The 16446-nt window shown below is 69.4% G+C and carries 10 protein-coding genes; 5 read left to right on the top strand and 5 right to left on the bottom strand.

Translation table 11 applies throughout. The annotated features are described in order from the left end of the window. Positions 1-618: 618 nt before the first annotated feature. On the bottom strand, positions 619-6258 hold the full coding sequence (locus WME89_RS52225) for an nSTAND1 domain-containing NTPase (protein ID WP_438006962.1): 5640 nt from the start codon (positions 6256-6258) through the stop codon (positions 619-621). Positions 6259-6697: 439 nt separating this feature from the next. Here WME89_RS52225 and WME89_RS52220 point away from each other — a divergent pair, with 439 nt between their 5' ends. Continuing rightward, positions 6698-6907, top strand: coding sequence for a hypothetical protein (locus WME89_RS52220; protein WP_438006961.1), 210 nt, complete (start codon positions 6698-6700; stop codon positions 6905-6907). 46 nt (positions 6908-6953) lie between these two features. Here WME89_RS52220 and WME89_RS52215 read toward each other — a convergent pair whose 3' ends face one another. Then, positions 6954-7178 (bottom strand): hypothetical protein, encoded by a 225-nt coding sequence (locus tag WME89_RS52215; protein WP_438006960.1) that lies wholly within the window; start codon positions 7176-7178, stop codon positions 6954-6956. Beyond that, a complete protein-coding gene (locus tag WME89_RS52210; protein ID WP_438006959.1) occupies positions 7175-8260 on the bottom strand; it encodes a hypothetical protein in 1086 nt (361 codons plus the stop codon). The genes WME89_RS52215 and WME89_RS52210 overlap by 4 nt, the downstream gene beginning before the upstream one ends. 1014 nt (positions 8261-9274) lie before the next feature. Here WME89_RS52210 and WME89_RS52205 point away from each other — a divergent pair. Genes WME89_RS52205 through WME89_RS52195 form a run of 3 tightly spaced genes read left to right on the top strand, consistent with a single transcriptional unit; the run spans position 9275 to position 11141 of the window. Further along, a complete protein-coding gene (locus tag WME89_RS52205) occupies positions 9275-10000 on the top strand; it encodes a queuosine precursor transporter (RefSeq protein ID WP_438006958.1) in 726 nt (241 codons plus the stop codon). Further along, positions 9969-10385 carry a hypothetical protein gene (locus tag WME89_RS52200; protein ID WP_438006957.1) on the top strand — a complete coding sequence of 139 codons (417 nt, stop codon included), beginning with the start codon at positions 9969-9971 and terminating at the stop codon, positions 10383-10385. Before WME89_RS52205 ends, WME89_RS52200 begins: the two co-directional genes overlap by 32 nt. A 33-nt stretch (positions 10386-10418) precedes the next feature. Further along, complete coding sequence (locus WME89_RS52195) at positions 10419-11141, top strand: TetR/AcrR family transcriptional regulator (RefSeq protein WP_438006956.1); 723 nt, start codon at positions 10419-10421, stop codon at positions 11139-11141. 386 nt (positions 11142-11527) lie between these two features. On the opposite strand, the gene WME89_RS52190 is transcribed toward WME89_RS52195, so the two are convergent. Both WME89_RS52190 and WME89_RS52185 read right to left on the bottom strand, forming a co-directional pair. Then, on the bottom strand, positions 11528-12088 hold the full coding sequence (locus WME89_RS52190; RefSeq protein ID WP_438006955.1) for a hypothetical protein: 561 nt from the start codon (positions 12086-12088) through the stop codon (positions 11528-11530). After that, entirely contained in the window at positions 12085-15807 is a 3723-nt protein-coding gene (locus tag WME89_RS52185; protein WP_438006954.1) for an RHS repeat-associated core domain-containing protein, read from the bottom strand. The genes WME89_RS52190 and WME89_RS52185 overlap by 4 nt, the downstream gene beginning before the upstream one ends. A 319-nt stretch (positions 15808-16126) precedes the next feature. Between WME89_RS52185 and WME89_RS52180 the strand changes: the two genes are divergently transcribed. Next, complete coding sequence (locus WME89_RS52180) at positions 16127-16387, top strand: hypothetical protein (protein ID WP_438006953.1); 261 nt, start codon at positions 16127-16129, stop codon at positions 16385-16387. Positions 16388-16446: the final 59 nt, after the last annotated feature.

Here is a 16446-nt window from a genome sequence, read left to right as displayed (position 1 = left end):
GCGAGCGGTCGCCGGAAACAGCAGCGATTTCCATAGTTTCCCGCTGCTTCGCCGACGAGGGTGGCTCCGGTGTGGCCCAACGGGGCGCCCTCCGCCGCCGCGTCGTCCGCGGTGAAGGGCCCGCGACATCACCGGTCCCACCGTACAGCCGCGCTGCACGCCGAATGAGCTCGATGACGACCGGCTGCTCACCCTCGATCTGCCGCCCGTGGTAGATCGCGGCGTGGGGGATCTCCCAGGGAGAGGCGAGGATGTCGTAACGGCCCTGGAACAACGTCCTTGGAGCGAGGGTCACCTGATTCATCATGGCCCCTCCGGTCGCGGCCGCCTCGCGCGGCGGCTCCGGGCGAAAAGCCCTCATCCGGCTTCATCCGGAGCGATGTCGCCGATGCAGCGAGGCCGGCGGTCGAGCTTGTCCCGTGCCCGCGGAGAGCGCTCGATGAGGTGGCCAGCCGGGGGCTCGGGCAGCCAGCCTTGCTGCCTTACCACTTCTTCTTCGGGCAGCCAGCCTCGTTGCCCATCGCTTCTTCTATAGAGTCATCTCCGCCCCTCGTCCGGCGCAAACGCGTCCCCCGCGGCCTGAGCCAGCCATCCTTTCGGCCTCTCCTGTCCTTCGGTTCACCGCTGTTCCCCCTGCTCCCGGGCGTCGGCGCGGGCCTTTTCGACTCGGCGCAGGCACGCTTCGCGGCCAGCCCGGGCCATGGCTTCGGGCACGCGGAGGAGCTCTATCCTCCGCTCGACGGGCATGCAGTAGGTTGTCGCCAGCCACAGCTTCGGGTCGTCGACGCCGCGGACCGGATCGAGATCGGTCCACACCCGCGCGACCTTGTCGTCGGAAGCGGTGACGATGCGCTCGCCATCGGGGCTGAACGCCGCGTCGTTGACCGTGGCATCGGAGCCACGAAGGACCATGGGCTCGCCCGTACCATCGGCGTTCCACACCCGTGTCGTCTTGTCTTGTGACGCGGTGACGATGCGCTTGCCGTCGGGGCTGAACCTCGCCGCCAGAACCCAGTGCTCGTGGCCACGGAGGACCACGGGCTCGCCCGTGCCATCGGCATTCCACACCCGCGCGGTCCTATCCCAGGAGGCGGTGACGATGCGCTTGCCATCGGGGCTGAACCTCGCCGAACGGAGCCGACCCTCGTGGCCGCGCAGGACCATGGGCTCGCCAGTGCCGTCGGCGCTCCACACGCGGGCGGTCTTGTCCGAGGACGCGGTGACGATGCGCTTGCCGTCGGGGCTGAACGCTGCGGAGTAGACCCGATCCTCGTGACCACGGAGGACCATGGGCTCGCCCGTGCCATCGGCGTTCCACACGCGGGCGGTCCTGTCCCAGGACGCGGTGACGATGCGCTTGCCGTCGGGGCTGAACGACGCCGAACGGAGCACATCTTCGTGACCTCGTAGGACCATGGGCTCGCCGGTGCCGTCGGCGTTCCATACGCGCGCGGTCTTGTCCTGCGACGCGGTGACGATGCGCTTGCCGTCAGGGTTGAACGCCGCCGAATAGATCTCACCCTGGTGACCGCGCAGGATCCTGGGCTCGCCCCTACCGTCGGCGTTCCACACGCGGGCGGTCTTGTCCCAGGACGCGGTGACGATGCGCTTGCCGTCGGGGCTGAACGACGCCGAAGGGACTCCGCCCTCGTGACCACGGAGGGCCATGGGCTCGTTCGTTTCCTCGGTGCTCCATGACCGTGCGGTCTTGTCCCAAGACGCGGTAACGATGCGCTCGCCGTCGGGGCTGAACGATGCGGAAGAGACATAATCCTCGTGAAAACGAATGAGCATGGGCTCGTCGGTGCCGTCCGCGTTCCACTCGCGGGCGGTCTTGTCCCAGGACGCGGTAAGGATGCGCTCGCCGTCGGGGCTGAACGCCGCCGAAAAGAGCGCCTGCTCGTGGCCACGGAGGACCACGGGCTCGCCGGTGCTGCCGGCGCTCCATACGCGTGCGGTCTTGTCCCAGGACGCGGTGACAATGCGCTTGCCGTCGGGGCTGAACGCTACCGAGCACACCCAATCCTGGTGACCGCGAAGGACCACGGGCTCGCCGGTGCCGTCGGCGCTCCACACGCGGGCGGTCTTGTCGTGGGACGCGGTGCCGATGCGCTTGCCGTCGGGGCTGAACGCGGCTGAAGTGACCCGATCCTGGTGACCGCGAAGGACCAAGATCTCGCCCGTGCCGTCGGCGTTCCACACGCGGGCGGTCTTGTCGTCGGACGCGGTGACGATGCGCTTGCCGTCGGGGCTGAATGCGGCTGAAGTGACCCGATCCTGGTGACCGCGAAGGACCAAGATCTCGCCCGTGCCGTCGGCGTTCCACACGCGGGCGGTCTTGTCGTCGGACGCGGTGACGATGCGCTTGCCGTCGGGGCTGAACGCCGCCGAAGAGACATAATCCTCGTGACCACGAAGGACCACGGGCTCGCCGGTGCCGTCGGCGTTCCACACGCGCGCGGTGCCGTCCACGCAGGCGGTGACAATGTGCTCGGCATCGGGGCTATAGCCCGCCTGCATGACCCAGTCCGGATGGCTGAGCACCGCGCGAGCGACCCGGCTGTGCAGCGCCCAGTCCGCGAGAACGGCCCACCCTCGCGGCACGTTGGGCGGCTCAATCTCGCGCAAGATCGCCAGCACCGTCGTGGGATCGGTGTTCAGCTCACGCGCTGTGGCCATGCGGGTGGCGTTGCGCGCTTCCCGGGCTTCGGACTGCGCGCGAGCCGTCTCCTGGTCGGCGCGCGCGGCTTCTCGGTGAGCGTCTATCGCCAGGTTCGACACCCCAAACGCAATCATGCCGAGCGTGGCAATCACGCCCATGACGAGCCGCCGGCGCAGGCGCTGCGCGCGCTCGGAGCGGGCCACGACGGCCAGCAGGTAGCGCTCGTCGCGCTTGCCCAGCCCGGCGAGCCAGCCGGCTCCCTGCGCCGCGCGGCGGCGCTCGCACCAGGCCCTGGCGTCCTCGGCCGCGCGATCGCGCCAGAGCAGCCCCTCGGCCTTACCGCTCGCCTCCCACTGCTGGGCTGCGGTGCGCAGCCGGGCCAGGAGCTGCGCGTCTTGTTCGCTCTCGGCGAGCCACTGCCCGAGTTTCGGCCACCTTTCGATCAACGACTCGTGGACCAGCTCCACGGTCGTGCCCCCGCGCTCGCCGCTGATCTCTCCACCCACCCCGATGAGCAAGAGCCGCGCGGCGGCCAGGTGCTGGACCACCTGCGCGATCGCCTCGGCGCTGTCTCCCTCGCCACCCCGCGCGAGCTCGTGAAGCTCTTCCATTCCCACCACCGCGCGCGTACGCTCGGGCGTCACCAGGCGGAGCAGCACCGCCCGGACCAGCTGCTGCTCGCGCTGCGGCAGGGCCGAGAGCACCGCGTCCGCGTGGGCGGACAGGGCGCCGGCAACGCCGCCGATCCGGTCGTAGCTACCCCACGTGAGGAGCCGGTGCTCGCGATCCCGCGCCTCCCAGAGCTTGCCGGCCGTGAATTGCAGGAGCGGCAGGGGGCTCCGCGTGCTCTCCAGCGTGCCCAGCATGTGCTCGACCATCTCTGCGGTCTCGAAGCGATACCCGGCCGCTTCGAGCGTCCTCGTCAAGGCCTCGCGCAGCCCGTCGCGCCCGAGGGGCGGCAGGAACGACAGCCCCCGGGTCGCGTCGGGCATGAAGTCGCGGTGCTCGGCCAGACGGTCGAGGAAATCCGAGCGGATGGCGAGCAGGACGCGCAGGGGCGACGAGGCGTCGTCGGCCACGCCCCCCAGACACGCGACGAACGCCGCCCGTTCGTCGGGGGGGGCGCCGAGCGTGTAGAGCTCCTCGAACTGATCGACGAAGAGCAGGGCGCGGTGCCCGGGGCCGTCATGGCGACAGCGCGCGCGCAGCTGAGCGCCCAGAGAGCCCGGCTGCGCGCGCAACGTGGCGACGAGCCCGTCGTGATCGGGCAGCTCGAGCGAGCTCGCCGGTGCGCCCCTCCTCGACTCCGCCTCGTCGACCTGCACGAGCACGTCGACGAGCGCGTTCAGCGGGCGGCGCCCCGGGCGCACGATGAACGCTTTCCAACGCTCCTCGGAGCGCTTCAAGGCCGGGATGACCCCCGCGCGCACGAACGACGACTTGCCCGTCCCGGAGGGCCCGGCGACGATCGCGAGCTGCTGGTTGCGTAGCCTCGCTACCATGGCGGCGGTATCGCGATCGCGGCCGAAGAAGCGCGCGGCGTCCGCCTCCTGGAACGCGAACAGGCCGGCGAACGGGCTCTCGCCCTCGCTCAGGTCGAGCTCCTTTCGATCGGGCAGGAGCGCCTCGAGCTCGGTAAGCAGCTCCCTGGCCGAGCCGATGCGCTCGGCCCTGCGCTTCTTCAGGCAGCGGTCGATGAGGGCGGCGAGCGCGCCTGCCTCTGGGCGCCTCTCGCTTACGCTTGGCATCGGTATGCCGAAGTCCACAACATTCACGATGTCCGCGACCCGCGCGCGCGAGAACGGACCCAGAGGGGGCGCCCCCGTGAGCAGCTCGAACAGGATGATGCCCACGGCCCAGAGGTCGGCGCGACCATCGATGTCCATGCCCAGCAGCTGCTCGGGCGCCATGTAGTGAGGCGTGCCGACGACCTCGCTCTTTCGATGCGTGCCAGCGCCTCCGAGGAGCGCCGCCGGCGCGCCCGTGAGCGTTGCGGCCTCGACGGCGTCGATCCGCTTGGCGATGCCGAAGTCGAACACCTTGATGGCGCCGTCATCATCCAGGAGGATGTTCTCCGGCTTGAGATCGCGGTGCACGATCCCGAGCTCGTGTGCGCAGAGGAGCGCGCGAACCACCGGAATCACGAGCGCGACCGCCTGGTGCGGTGACATCGGGCCGGACGGCACGAAGGCGGCAGGAGACCCGGGCGCGCCGGGGCGGCCGTGCTGGGCCATCCATTCGCGCAACGAGCGACCCTTGATGTACTCGAGGACGAGGTAGGGATATCCACGGATCTCGTCGACCTCGTGGATGACCACGATGTTCTCGTGCCGGCAGCGCGCCGTGACCCGGGCCTCGTCCAGAAAGCGATCGATTCCCTCGCCGGTGCAGCTGAGGAGGAGCTTGATCGCGACCAGGCGGCCGAGCTTCGTGTCGCGGGCCAGGTACACGACCCCCATGCCGCCCTGGCCCAGCTTGCGGATGATCTCATAATTCTTGATGAGATCGCCGGGTTCCAGCGGCATGGCGTACCCTGCGAGCCCGACGGGTGGCGCCGCAGCCGCCTCCTCCACGGAGGTCGCGGCGATGCCGGGTCGCTCCACTATCGGCGTCGCCGATGCAAGGGCGAGGGGAGGCTCGTCGCTGCCCACGTGCTCGGCTGGCGTCGGCGCTGCTCCGGTCGCCGGCGCGTCCGGCTTCACCAGGTCGTCCCGGCGGAGGTCGTGCACCTCGCAGGCGTCAAGCTCGCGCAGTACGTCGTCGGCCGCGACGGCTCGTGCCGCGACGTCCTCGATCGTCGCCTGTCGCAAGAGCGCGCCGAGCGGGTGATCGAGGAGCGCGGCAGGGAGCTGCGCTGCCTCGCGGCCGTCGCGCTGGAGATGCGCTCCGTCGGGCGACTGGCTGCCGCCCGGGCGCCTGCCGGTGAGGCACTCCAGGAACACGAGACCCCAGGCGTACAGGTCCGACCGCGCCGTCGGCGGACACCCCCGGCGCTGCTCGGGCGCCAGGTAAGCCTCCGAGACCAGGAGCTCGCGGCCGGAGACGGGCGCTTCCCCCTGGCTCGCGCGCGCTACCTCGGCGACCAAGGCGAAGCCGAAGCCGAGCACGAGCGCGCTCAGCTCGGCACCGGAGGGCACGACCATCACGTGGGCCGGCCGGAGGTCGCCGTGCACGACGCCCTGCCGGTGCGCGCAGGCCAAGGCGTCGAGGACCTGCCTCATCAGGCGCCGCGCCTCCTGCGGCTCGAGCGCGCCGCGGGCCGACAGCAGCTCGGCCAGGCTCTGGCCGGGCACGCGCTCGAAGACGGCATAGAGCTGCCCCTCGTCCGTCTGCCCCGCATCGATAGGCCGGGCGATGTTGGGATGGTGGAGCCGCGCACAGCGGCGCATCTCCCGCAGAAATCGCGCGCCGCGGCGTCGCCGGAACTCGGCAGGGTCGTCGTCCCGGGCGAGGCGCAGGATCTCGAGGACGATCGGCCGGTCGCTTGCGACCTGCCACCCCTGGTAGACGAGCGCGAGCTTGCCCTCCCCGAGCAAGGAGGAGATCTCGTAGCGGCCTTGTAACATCGTTCCTGGAGCGAGCATCGTCTGGTTCATCGCCGCCTCTCCGGTTGCAGCCTCCCCGCGCGGCAGCCTCGGGCGAGAGAGCGCACACCGCCAGGCCGAAGCCGCGATCTCGGCTTCGGAGCGCGCCAGGCCTCCGCCGGGGGCGCTCGAGGGCGCGACCGGCCGCCGAGGGAACGTGGCTGGCCGCCGGTCCGCACCGTTCCGCCATGGCGTCGCCAGGCATCATCGCGGCGAAAGGTTGATCGTCGCGTACGCCCCCGCGCTTGCCTCCCCGGCACAGGCCTGCTGCTTGCCGACAGCACTTCGCCGGAGGCCTCCGGGGCGCTTTGGCACGCAACCACTGCGCGCGGGCGATCTCAGCAGAGCCCGCGGGTGCTGGCGAGCGGCAAGGCTCCGGCAGCGAGTCCACGCGAGCGGCGAGCTCGACATTCGGTCGAACGCGCTCACCCCAGGGTGGGTGCCGACCCGGATGGGCGGCCCGGGCGCGCCGGATGACCTCAAACAAGCCCACCTGACCCAGGCTTGGCTGGCGGTGAGCGATGACCCGGGGGCGCGGGTGACCGGCCGCTACTTCTACCACCAGCGGCCCAGAGACGTGAACCCGGCTGCGCAGGACCCCGAGTTGCAGGACCGTCTCCTCGATCACTGCCGCGATCTGTCCGGCATTGCGCTGGCGTGAAGCGTCGCGAGGGCCGGGCGCAACCGGCGGGCCCTGCGGCGTGGCCTCACGGGGATTGCCGCGATCGACGGCGGTCAGCTTCAATCGCGCTCGAAGCGCACCCGCGCGGTGGAACCACGGCACCGGGGATGCCGTGTCGGGCTACCTGCTCCTGCAGCGTCTCCTGGAGTTCCGTCACGTGACGCTTGAGCAGCAGGTGGTTGAGCTTGCAGATCAACCATGGGACGGCCACGCCGATAACGACGCCGCCGCCGGCGACGACGAAGCTCAAGCGACCTGTCGAGGCAGCGCCGCCACGTTCTCGGCGGCGCTCTTCAGCCTACCCGCGCGGCTTGAGCGGTGAAACGCGCTGGCGAGGAGCAGGAAGCCCACGCCGAGGGCAGTCGAGGAGCCCCACGTCCACACCCAGAGCAAGCCCGTTTGGGCCGGCGTCTTCTGGCCGTTCGGCTGGTAGCAGTAGTGGGTGCGGTGCTGTTTGCGGTAGCCGGGTCCCGCCGAGTAGATGCCGCCGTCGGGGCAGGCGATCTCGTTCGCGCCCAGCGTGAACGTGGCGCGCTCGGTCGCGTCTTGGAACGTCATGCTGCTGCTGGCGGCGGATATGACGAGGGTCAACACCATGATGGGGACGAAGGCGAGGCCCGTGACGAGGGCGTGGGTCGCGCCGCTCCGGCCGACGGGGACGGGCACGGCGGGCGTGGTGACCGAGCGGCGGGCGACGTTGGCCCGGAGCTGATCGGCCACCGAGATGGCGGCGGCGAGGCCGTCGGCCGAGGTGGGCGCGAAGGCGAGCCGGGCATGGCCGTCGCGCACGTGGAGCGCGACGAAGGATAAACGATGGAGGTTCTCGAGCACGGCCGGCGTGGCCCACGCGAGGAGATGGCCAGCTTGGTCGCGGTAGCTCGGCGACCCGGACGCGGAGGACGACGGCGCGGGAAACACGCCGAAGCGCGCGTCGAAGCGCGCATCGCTGGTGAACGCCGGGTGCGGCGGGAACGCCCCGAACACCGGCTGCGCGAGGGCGCGATCGCAGACGACCTGATCGGGCACCGCGAGCGGAGCGCTCACGACGACGGCACGAAAGAGCATCGGGGCGGTGAGGAGCGTGGTGCCGCCGATGGCGAGATCGGCCGGCGTCTGCGCGGACACGCCGTCGGAGCGTGTCAAGGAGAGCGCGACGAGGTGATTCTGCGGCGGCGGCAAATCGAGCTCGCCGGTAACGGCGAGGCCGCGGGCGCGGAGCGCGTCCACTAGCTTCTGTTTGCTCCGCCGGATCTGGACGCCGGCCCACGAAAAAGCAAATAGGCTGACGATGAAGACGAGGGCAGCAAGAGTGGGGAGGACCAGGGCGAGCACCGGTTAACCGTAGCACTCGACGTGGCTCAGGGGGCGCGCGTCGACCGCTTCGCGAGACGTCTGCCCGCGGGCATGGCGAGCTCGTCGAGGCGACGACGTCTCCAGGGGGTGTCGGATCGCATAGAGAACCTTCTGTCACCCGAGCGGCCAGGAATTTTAACCTCCTGTTTCGCCTGCTGCACCCATGGGGCTGGATTTGACGGCGCTACGCCTCCACCGAGCCTCTCGCCGTTTGTAGTGCTGGACGCAGCCAGCGCCATTCGGCACCTGGCCGAGCAGGTGATGGGGCGAGGGCATTGCGGGCACGCAGATGGCTGTGGTGACCGTCGTGCGAAACCTGCTCCCGTTCCTGACCTTGTCCGCCTGGATGGTGCCCTCTCGCGGCGCCGCCCCAGCGCCGCCCGGGTACGGCATGCGCGGGTAATTTCGAGAAGAAGAGGATTCAGCCCCAAAGGAGCGGAAAGTGCGCCGATGAATCACCCCGGGGCTCCGCGGTCGGGCCCGGGTTGGGCCCATGCCTCCAGGGGGTGCGATCCGTCATCACGCTCTCCCAAAATCGTGACCACGTCGGTCGTCGATGTCCTCGACTTGCCCTGACGGCTTGATTCTCGAGGTCGTGACCGGTTGAGCCGACCCGCCGAGGACGCCCCCTGCTGGGGTTCAGTCGCGGCGCCCGGCTTCGAAGAAATCCACCCAGCCATCGCCATGGGCATGACGCCTTGCGGCTCTCGCCGGGGTCGACGATGCTGGGCGCGGGGCGGCAGGCGCTGAGCGCCCCTGTCGGAGCCCGCGACCAGGTAGCTCTTCCTCTTATGTGGAGCTCCACATGAGAGGGAGAACTGGCTCCTTGTGGGCAGCAAGGACGGTGCCGAGCGGAACGCTACCATCCCCTCGCCTGGCGACGGCGGAGCTCCTCCGACATGTCGGGTGGCGCGGCCACGGTCGGCAGGCGCGGGAACCAGCAGGATCGACGTTGCGGCCGACACGTTTCCATGATGCCTAGCCCCTCCGAACATGGACTCTCCCCGCGCCTTTCGGTACCTGGATCTGGTCACCGCCGCCTTCGTCTGCGTCCTCGTCGTCAGCAACGTCGCCTCCTCCGCGAAGATCGTGGACCTCGGCTTTTCCCTCTTCGGAGTCCCGATGGCCTTCGACGGCGGGACGCTGCTCTTTCCCGTGAGCTACATATTTGGCGATATCCTCACCGAGGTCTACGGCTTCCGGACCTCTCGGAGGGTCATCTGGACCGGCTTCGTCGCCCTGGCGGCCAGTTCCCTCGTGTTCTTCGTCCTGAAGGTGCTCCCCGGCGACTCCTCCTGGGAAGGAGTTGCGGGACAGGCCGCCTACAACGCCATCCTCGGCGGCATGAGCTCCGGCGGCATCGTCGCGGCGAGCCTCGCCGGATTCCTGATGGGCGGGCTCTCCAACTCCCTCGTGCTGGCGCGCCTGAAGGTGCTCACCGGGGGCAAGGCCCTCTGGGTGCGGACCATCGGGAGCACCCTGGTGGGGCAGCTCATCGATACGGTCGCCTTCGTCGTCGTCGCGAGCGCGGTCGGCGTCTTCGGCTGGGATCTCTTCGTCTCCCTGGTCCTGACCAACTACCTGTTCAAGTGTCTCGTCGAGGCGCTGATGACCCCTGCGACGTACCGGGCCGTCCGGTTCCTGAAGGGAGCCGAGGGCGTCGACGTGTACGACTGGGATCTCAGGATTGCCCTTCCCCGCCTTCGCTCGGGACAATAACGGCTCCGGACGGCAGGTCCAGCTCGAGGGTCCGGCCGCCGTCGTGCTCGGGAAGATCACGGTCGCCTGGCGAGGCGGGCGCGCGCTCGTCGACACCGGCGAGTGGAAGAGCGGGTTCGGAGTCTCCAAGGAGCGCGACGGGACGGAGAAGCTCGTCCTCATCGACTCGCCCTACGTCGGCTGGGCGTTCCTTCTCGCCGAGCAGGGCGACCAACGAACGTTGACGCTGGAGAGCGCGCAGCAGAAGCACGTGTTCGTCGAGACCGACCCGGCGGCGGGCGGGGCGGGGCAGCGCCGGCATCAACGGACGCTCCGCGCGGTTCATCACGTCAGGCGAGCATCTGCGGTGAAGGTACCGGGCACGCCGGATATCATGGATGAATAGCATCGAAAACAGAAACATGTTACCGTCGATAACATGATCGAGCGGATCATGGACGTGCGGGAGCGCATCGTGCGGGCGGCGGCCGAGTTGCTGGCGCGCGGTGGGCGGGAGGCGGTGTCCACCCGGGCGGTGAGCGCCGCCGCCGGGGTGCAGGCGCCCACCATCTACCGGCAGTTCGGCGACATGCGCGGGCTGCTCGACGCGGTCGCCCGCGAGACGTTCGCCGAGTACGTGCGCCAGAAGGCCACCCGCGAGCGCGCCGACGACCCGGTCGAGGACCTGCGGCGCGGGTGGGACCTCCACGTCGCCTTCGGGCTCGCCAACCCGGCCGTGTACGCCCTCATCTACAGCGACCCGACCTCCGCAGCCAACGCGCCGGTGGTGCGCGATGGCGAGGGCATCCTGCACGGGCTCGTGGCCCGCGCGGCCGAGGCGGGACGGCTCCGGGTGAGCGTCCCCCACGCCGTGCGCCTGATCGCCGCCGCCGGGGGCGGGGTGACGCTCTCGCTCATCGCCACCCCGCCCGAGGAGCGCGACCCGCGGCTCTCGGGCGCCATGCGCGACGCGGTCCTCGCCGCCATCACGGTCGCCCCCACGCCCGACGCCGCCCCCGACGAGGCGCCCGGCGCGGGCCGGGTGGCGGCGCGCGCCGTGGCCCTGCGCGCCGTGCTCGCCGAGGCGCCCGACGCCCTCTCCCCGGCCGAGCGGCACCTGCTCGGCGAGTGGCTCGACCGCCTGGCCGGCGCGGGCGGCTGAAGCGCCCGCGGTGCGCGCAGATCCGTCGCGCCTCCGCGGGGCGGGCTGAGGCCATCACGCGCTTTGCCGGGGGGCCCCGCCCGCGCTGCCGGCGGTGCCCAGCGAGAGGGCGCGCGCCACCGCGTTGCGCAGCTCGCGCACATCGCCCGGCCACGAGCGCGCCGCGAGGGGCCGCCTTCCCTCTATGTCAGCCCTCTATGTCGGCCGCTCAACCGGGTTAGTACTACAGCCGCACGTCGGTGAGCACCGGACGAGCTGGGCTCCACCAGTGTGCGAACGAGCAAGCGTCACGATCGTCCGCCCGTTCATCGAATCCGCGGAGATTCCGCGACGTGCGGCAAGTCCCCGTCTGGCGATCCCCATCGCTGTCACTCCTCGCAGAGCCGTCACGCAGAGACCGCTCGCGCAGCTGCCCCACCACGCGCAAGGACGCGCAAACTGAGCGTAATGCTCTCGTCCAGGTGCTCGAGGTCTGCCGCATCCGTTCTCGCTGCCCGCGACGCCAGGTATGCGCGTGCGGTCTCTTCGCTCGGGAACAGACCGAGGGCATTCAGCAGGTGGCCAAACTGTCGATGCCCGTCCTCGGTCTTGCAAATCTCCTGGCCGATGACGGAGAAACCACCGTTTGGGCGTCCGATGTCGAATCCGTCCACCTCGGAGTCCGGGGCATCCAGCGTACGGATCTCGACGAGGTAGACGTGGTCGATGCGCCGGGCGGCCTCGTCGAAATAGGCGCGCGCTGCTCCGCCATCGAAGCATCCTTCGAAGAGGCATGCTCCGGGCGCGACCGGCAGGGGACACATCGCGTCCTCCACGCGCCGAGCGACCGGCTCGGACGCATCGAGCGGCCAAGGCAGTCCGTCGAGGCCGAAGTGCGGAAACCGATGCCATGCCTCCATCACGATGTACCAGGGGCGGGCGCGGTTCTCTTGAGGGCTTGTCATCATGGAATGATCGTTGGGCCGCTATCGGTGATGATGGTCGAGCCGGACGGCGGCCGATACCCTGGAGGTACAGGCACGTGCGCGCCGTTGATGTGGATGTGTGGCGTCGGAGAGACCGGTCCCCACCCGTGCGCGCCGCTGATGTCGTTGCTCTTCGCACGGACCGGAACTCCATACTCGTTGGCCCACTGGACCATTGAGTCGACCTCGCCCTTGCTGCGCGGCGTGACCGCTCCTCCGCAAGTCCGCGCCTCGTTCACGGCGCGTCTTTCCTCTGCTTCCGCCATCTTGATGATGGCGTCCTGGTTGGGGTTCCTGCGCCCGCTCATCGAATCTGGGTAGCGGGCTAGACCGAGGGGATCGCGCCAGCGCGTCGTGTTCGGTGCGTAGCGGAATCCATGCATGCCTCCAGCCAGTCCGATCGGGTCAGCACGGATGAACATTCCTGTGTCTGGATCGTAGTACCGGAACCGGTTATAGCAGAGCTCGGTCTCTGCGTCCTCGTATTGCCCCTGGAACCGGATTGGAGTGCTCGCGCGGCTGTCTTGAGCCACCTGGGTCTCCCCCCACGCTGATCGCCGCAGATCGCAGGCGATCTGTCCATCAGCTTGCAACAGCCGGTCAGGTGTCCCGATCGGATCATTCACGTAATGAATCCACTTCCGCTCGCTCCGTCCATCGACGCCAGCTTGGCTCTCGCAGTGTGCCAGCGGCGCGAAGGTCTCGTCCTCGAAGCAGTAGGTTCGCGCCGCGACCACAGGATCACCCGCCTCGCGCGCCCTCTGCGTGATCTCGTGGACGAGCTTGTCGCCGTCCCACACGAACCGCGTCGCCGACAGCAGGGAGCGCCGGCCGCTCTCGTCGTCGAGCCGCGATACCCTCTTCAGCACCCGCCGCGCGAACGCGTCGTAGCTGAGCTCGACCAGCCGCCCGTCAGGCGTTCGGATCGACGCCAGCAGGCCCGCTTCGCTCCAGGTGTAGTGGAAGACCCGCTCCGTGCCTCCCGGCTCCACCATGCGTTTTTCGAGGAGCCGCCCGTTATCGTCCCACACGTACGCCGCCTGCCCTTTGCGCAGCAGCCGATTCCCCGACCCGTACGCCGCCGGTGCCGTCCGCTCTGCCTCTTCATACAGGTTCCCCGCTGAGTCGTACCGGAACACCTCGGCACGTGCCTTCTCCGGCGTTCGCGCGAGGAGCTGCCCTGCTGGATCATAACGATACGACGTCCGCCCCTCCTGCAGGTCCCAGCGCTCGGCGAGCTCGCCCACCGCATCGTAGCGATAAGCTCGGGCGACGGTCATGTCCTCGATTTGAGGCCCAATCCATTCGGGCTGTCCAGGGCCGACCCGCGGGCGCGCAGCAGCCCCCAGCGCCTTGCGCTGCGACAGCCGCCCCATCGCATCGAACGCGCTCTCGATGCGCCCGCCGCCCGGTAAAGACCTGGCGATCTCACGCCCCAGCAGGTCTGTGCCGTGCTCGATCATGTCGTTCCCGTCGAGCACCGTGCGTCGGCGTGAGCCCATCCCGTCCCGCTCGATCGTCTCCAGATGCCCGAGCGATGTGGTACGTCGGACGCGGTTCCCCTCGGGATCGTAGGCGCTCTCGATCCGGATCTCCGTGCCCTCGACGACCTGCTCTTCGCGCACGACGCGCCCGAGCGCGTCCCGTACAAATCGTACATCGCAGCCCGCGCTTGACGCACAGACGACCGCGCCCCGTTCGTCGTACTCGAAATGCTCGCTCTCTCCATCCGGCAGCTCCCGCTCGACCAGCTGGCCTGCCGCGTCGTAGGTCAGCCACGCGCGCTGCCCCAGCCCATTCGTCACTTCGATCGGGCGGCCGAGCAGATCGTTCTTGTACAGCAGACGCCGCCCATCGAAGGTCCTCTCCTCAATGAGACGGCCAGCCGGATCGTACACCAGCCGGTGCACCTCGCCTCGCTCGTTGCGCACCTCGACGAGCTCACCTTCGAGGTTGTACCCGAGACGCACCTCGTTCCCGTTCGCGTCGACACGCGCACACAGCTTGTGGTATCCGCCCCATACGAGGCGTGTGATGCCGCCGTTCGGGTCCACGGTCTGCACGAGGTGCCTCTCGCCGTTATAAGCGTAGCACGTCGTCCCGCCGGCCGCGTCGTACACTCTGAGGATATCGCCCCGCGGCGAGTAGGCGTACCGGGTCTCTGCGCCCAGCGGATCGGCCACGGCGATGCGCCAGCCTAGCGCGTCGTGAGCATATCGCCAGGTGGCGCCGTTGGGCCACTGGACGGACACGCGGTTGCCTTGACCGTCGTACGAAAAGCTCGTCCTGGCGCCCCGTGTGTCCACGATCTCTTGGACGAGCCCGCGCTCGTCGTACCGGAACGAGGTCGAGCCTCCTGCGGGATCGACGTGACGGACCACGTTGCCCCGCGTGTCGCGCTCGAACCATGTCTCCCCACCGGCAGGGTCTGTGATTGTGATCGGCCGGCCCGCCGCATCGCGCTCGATCGAGGTCACGCGTCCGAGCGGGTCGGTCACGCGCAGGAGGCGCCCGCGTTCGTCGCGCTCGAAACAGGTGGTGTGGCCCATCGCGTCGGTGCGCGACAGGATGTGTCCGTCATCGCGGTAGGTCGCGGTCATCACCGCGCCACCCTCGACCCGCTTTTCGAGCGTGCCATGCTCGGTGCCAAAGAATCGCCGCACCTGCGTGGAATCAGCTACCTCCGTGTATCGATCCGGGCCGTAATCGAACCGGCAATGATGGATGCCTTTCGCGCGCGTGCGTCCGTCGTAAAGATACGCTGGCAGAGGCCCTGCCAGGCTCGGATCGACGCGGCCAGGGTAGTCGCCCCACGATTCAATGCATCGCCCTCGATCGTCGTAGACGAAATGAAACGCAAGTCCGGAGCGATCGGTGTCAGCGACGAGACGGTTGAGCTCGTCGTATGCGTAGCGTGAGGAAAAGCCATCGGCGTCTGTGGCGGTGACGAGCCGGCCCTGGTCATCGTAGACATAGGTAGCCATCACGACCCATTGGCCCTGTGCGAGCGCGTTCTTCACCGCCATCGCCTCGATGCGGCCCTGACGCGTCGTGCGAACGCGGATCACGCGCCCAGCGCTGTCCGTGATCTCGACCAGGCGATCCTGCTCGTATCGAAGCACGATTCGGTTGTGGTTGCGATCTTCGACGGCCGACAGACGGCAGCGGCGTCCGAGCTCCCCGGGGGCTTCGAAACGACGCAGGACGCCGTCGTCCGCATCGACAATGAAGCTGGAGGCGTCTCGCTGGAGCAGCCAGCCCCAGGCGCCAAGAGCCTTGGCGCCTGGAGGGATGAGGGGAAACTCAACGGCGACTCCCTGCTCGTTCCAGACGAGGATCTTCCTGGGGCGAACCTCGATCTCCCAGCCGAACGAGTGGCCCCAGCCGAAACCAAGACCGGCGTCGCGGGCAGCCATGGTGGAGCTGTACATGCGCGCGAAGGTGAGCGGCAGCGGGCCTGGCAGGTACAGGTCCTCGATCGGATGGGTGAAGGCGCGGCCGGTGACGACATCGACCGGATGTGAGGCGTAGCCGCATTCGGGGTAGCGCTGATAGTCGGGCGCATTCTTCTGGCCGCCACCAGCGCCGTTGCCGCCGTTGCCGCCGCGCGCGCTCTGGTTACCAGCGCTGCCTGCGCCACCTTTCCCGCTGCGACCACCACCATCACCACCTCCGCCCAGGACAAAAACGCCTGGATTCATGCCGGGGATCGCAGGAATGTTGGGTACAGGAGCCGTGCGCGCCACAGGGTGGCAGGATGCAGGTGTTGGGGGAGCAAAGCAAGCAGGCCATCTGAGACGAAACTCATCCTGTGCCGCGCACGCGGGCGGTAGTCTGGTCCGGAGGTGCACTGGGGATATCAAAGATAACGCACCACCGAAAACAGAGGAATGTTATCGTCGATAACATGACCGAGCGGACGATGGGACGTGCGGGAGCGCATCGTGCGGGCGGCGGCCGAGCTGCTGGCCCGCGGCGGGCGGGAGGCGGTGTCCACGCGGGCGGTGAGCGCCGGCCGGGGTGACGCTCTCGCTCATCGCCACCCCGCCCGAGGAGCGCGACCCGCGGCTCTCGGGCGCCATGCGCGACGCGGTCCTCGCCGCCATCACGGTCGCCCCCACGCCCGACGCCGCCCCCGACGAGGCGCCCGGCGCGGGCCGGGTGGCGGCGCGCGCCGTGGCCCTGCGCGCCGTGCTCGCCGAGGCGCCCGACGCCCTCTCCCCGGCCGAGCGGCACCTGCTCGGCGAGTGGCTCGACCGCCTGGCCGGCGCGGGCGGCTGAAGCGCCTGGAAAGGGTCCTGTCGTGGCCCACGCTCGTCCCCTGAAAGAAGGGGAGCTGA

It is taken from the genome of Sorangium sp. So ce321 (genome assembly GCF_051530195.1).
Taxonomy (GTDB): Bacteria; Myxococcota_A; Polyangia; order Polyangiales; family Polyangiaceae; genus Sorangium.
Note: the sequence above shows the minus strand (reverse complement) of the source record. Positions and strands in the feature narration are given on the sequence as shown.

Coding starts and splice junctions, on each gene's coding strand:
- WME89_RS52205 (WP_438006958.1), top strand. CDS start 9,275: ATGGACTCTCCCCGCGCCTTTCGGTACCTGGATCTGGTCACCGCCGCC.
- WME89_RS52225 (WP_438006962.1), bottom strand. CDS start 6,258: ATGAACCAGACGATGCTCGCTCCAGGAACGATGTTACAAGGCCGCTAC.
- WME89_RS52185 (WP_438006954.1), bottom strand. CDS start 15,807: ATGAATCCAGGCGTTTTTGTCCTGGGCGGAGGTGGTGATGGTGGTGGT.
- WME89_RS52195 (WP_438006956.1), top strand. CDS start 10,419: ATGATCGAGCGGATCATGGACGTGCGGGAGCGCATCGTGCGGGCGGCG.
- WME89_RS52190 (WP_438006955.1), bottom strand. CDS start 12,088: ATGATGACAAGCCCTCAAGAGAACCGCGCCCGCCCCTGGTACATCGTG.
- WME89_RS52220 (WP_438006961.1), top strand. CDS start 6,698: ATGGGCGGCCCGGGCGCGCCGGATGACCTCAAACAAGCCCACCTGACC.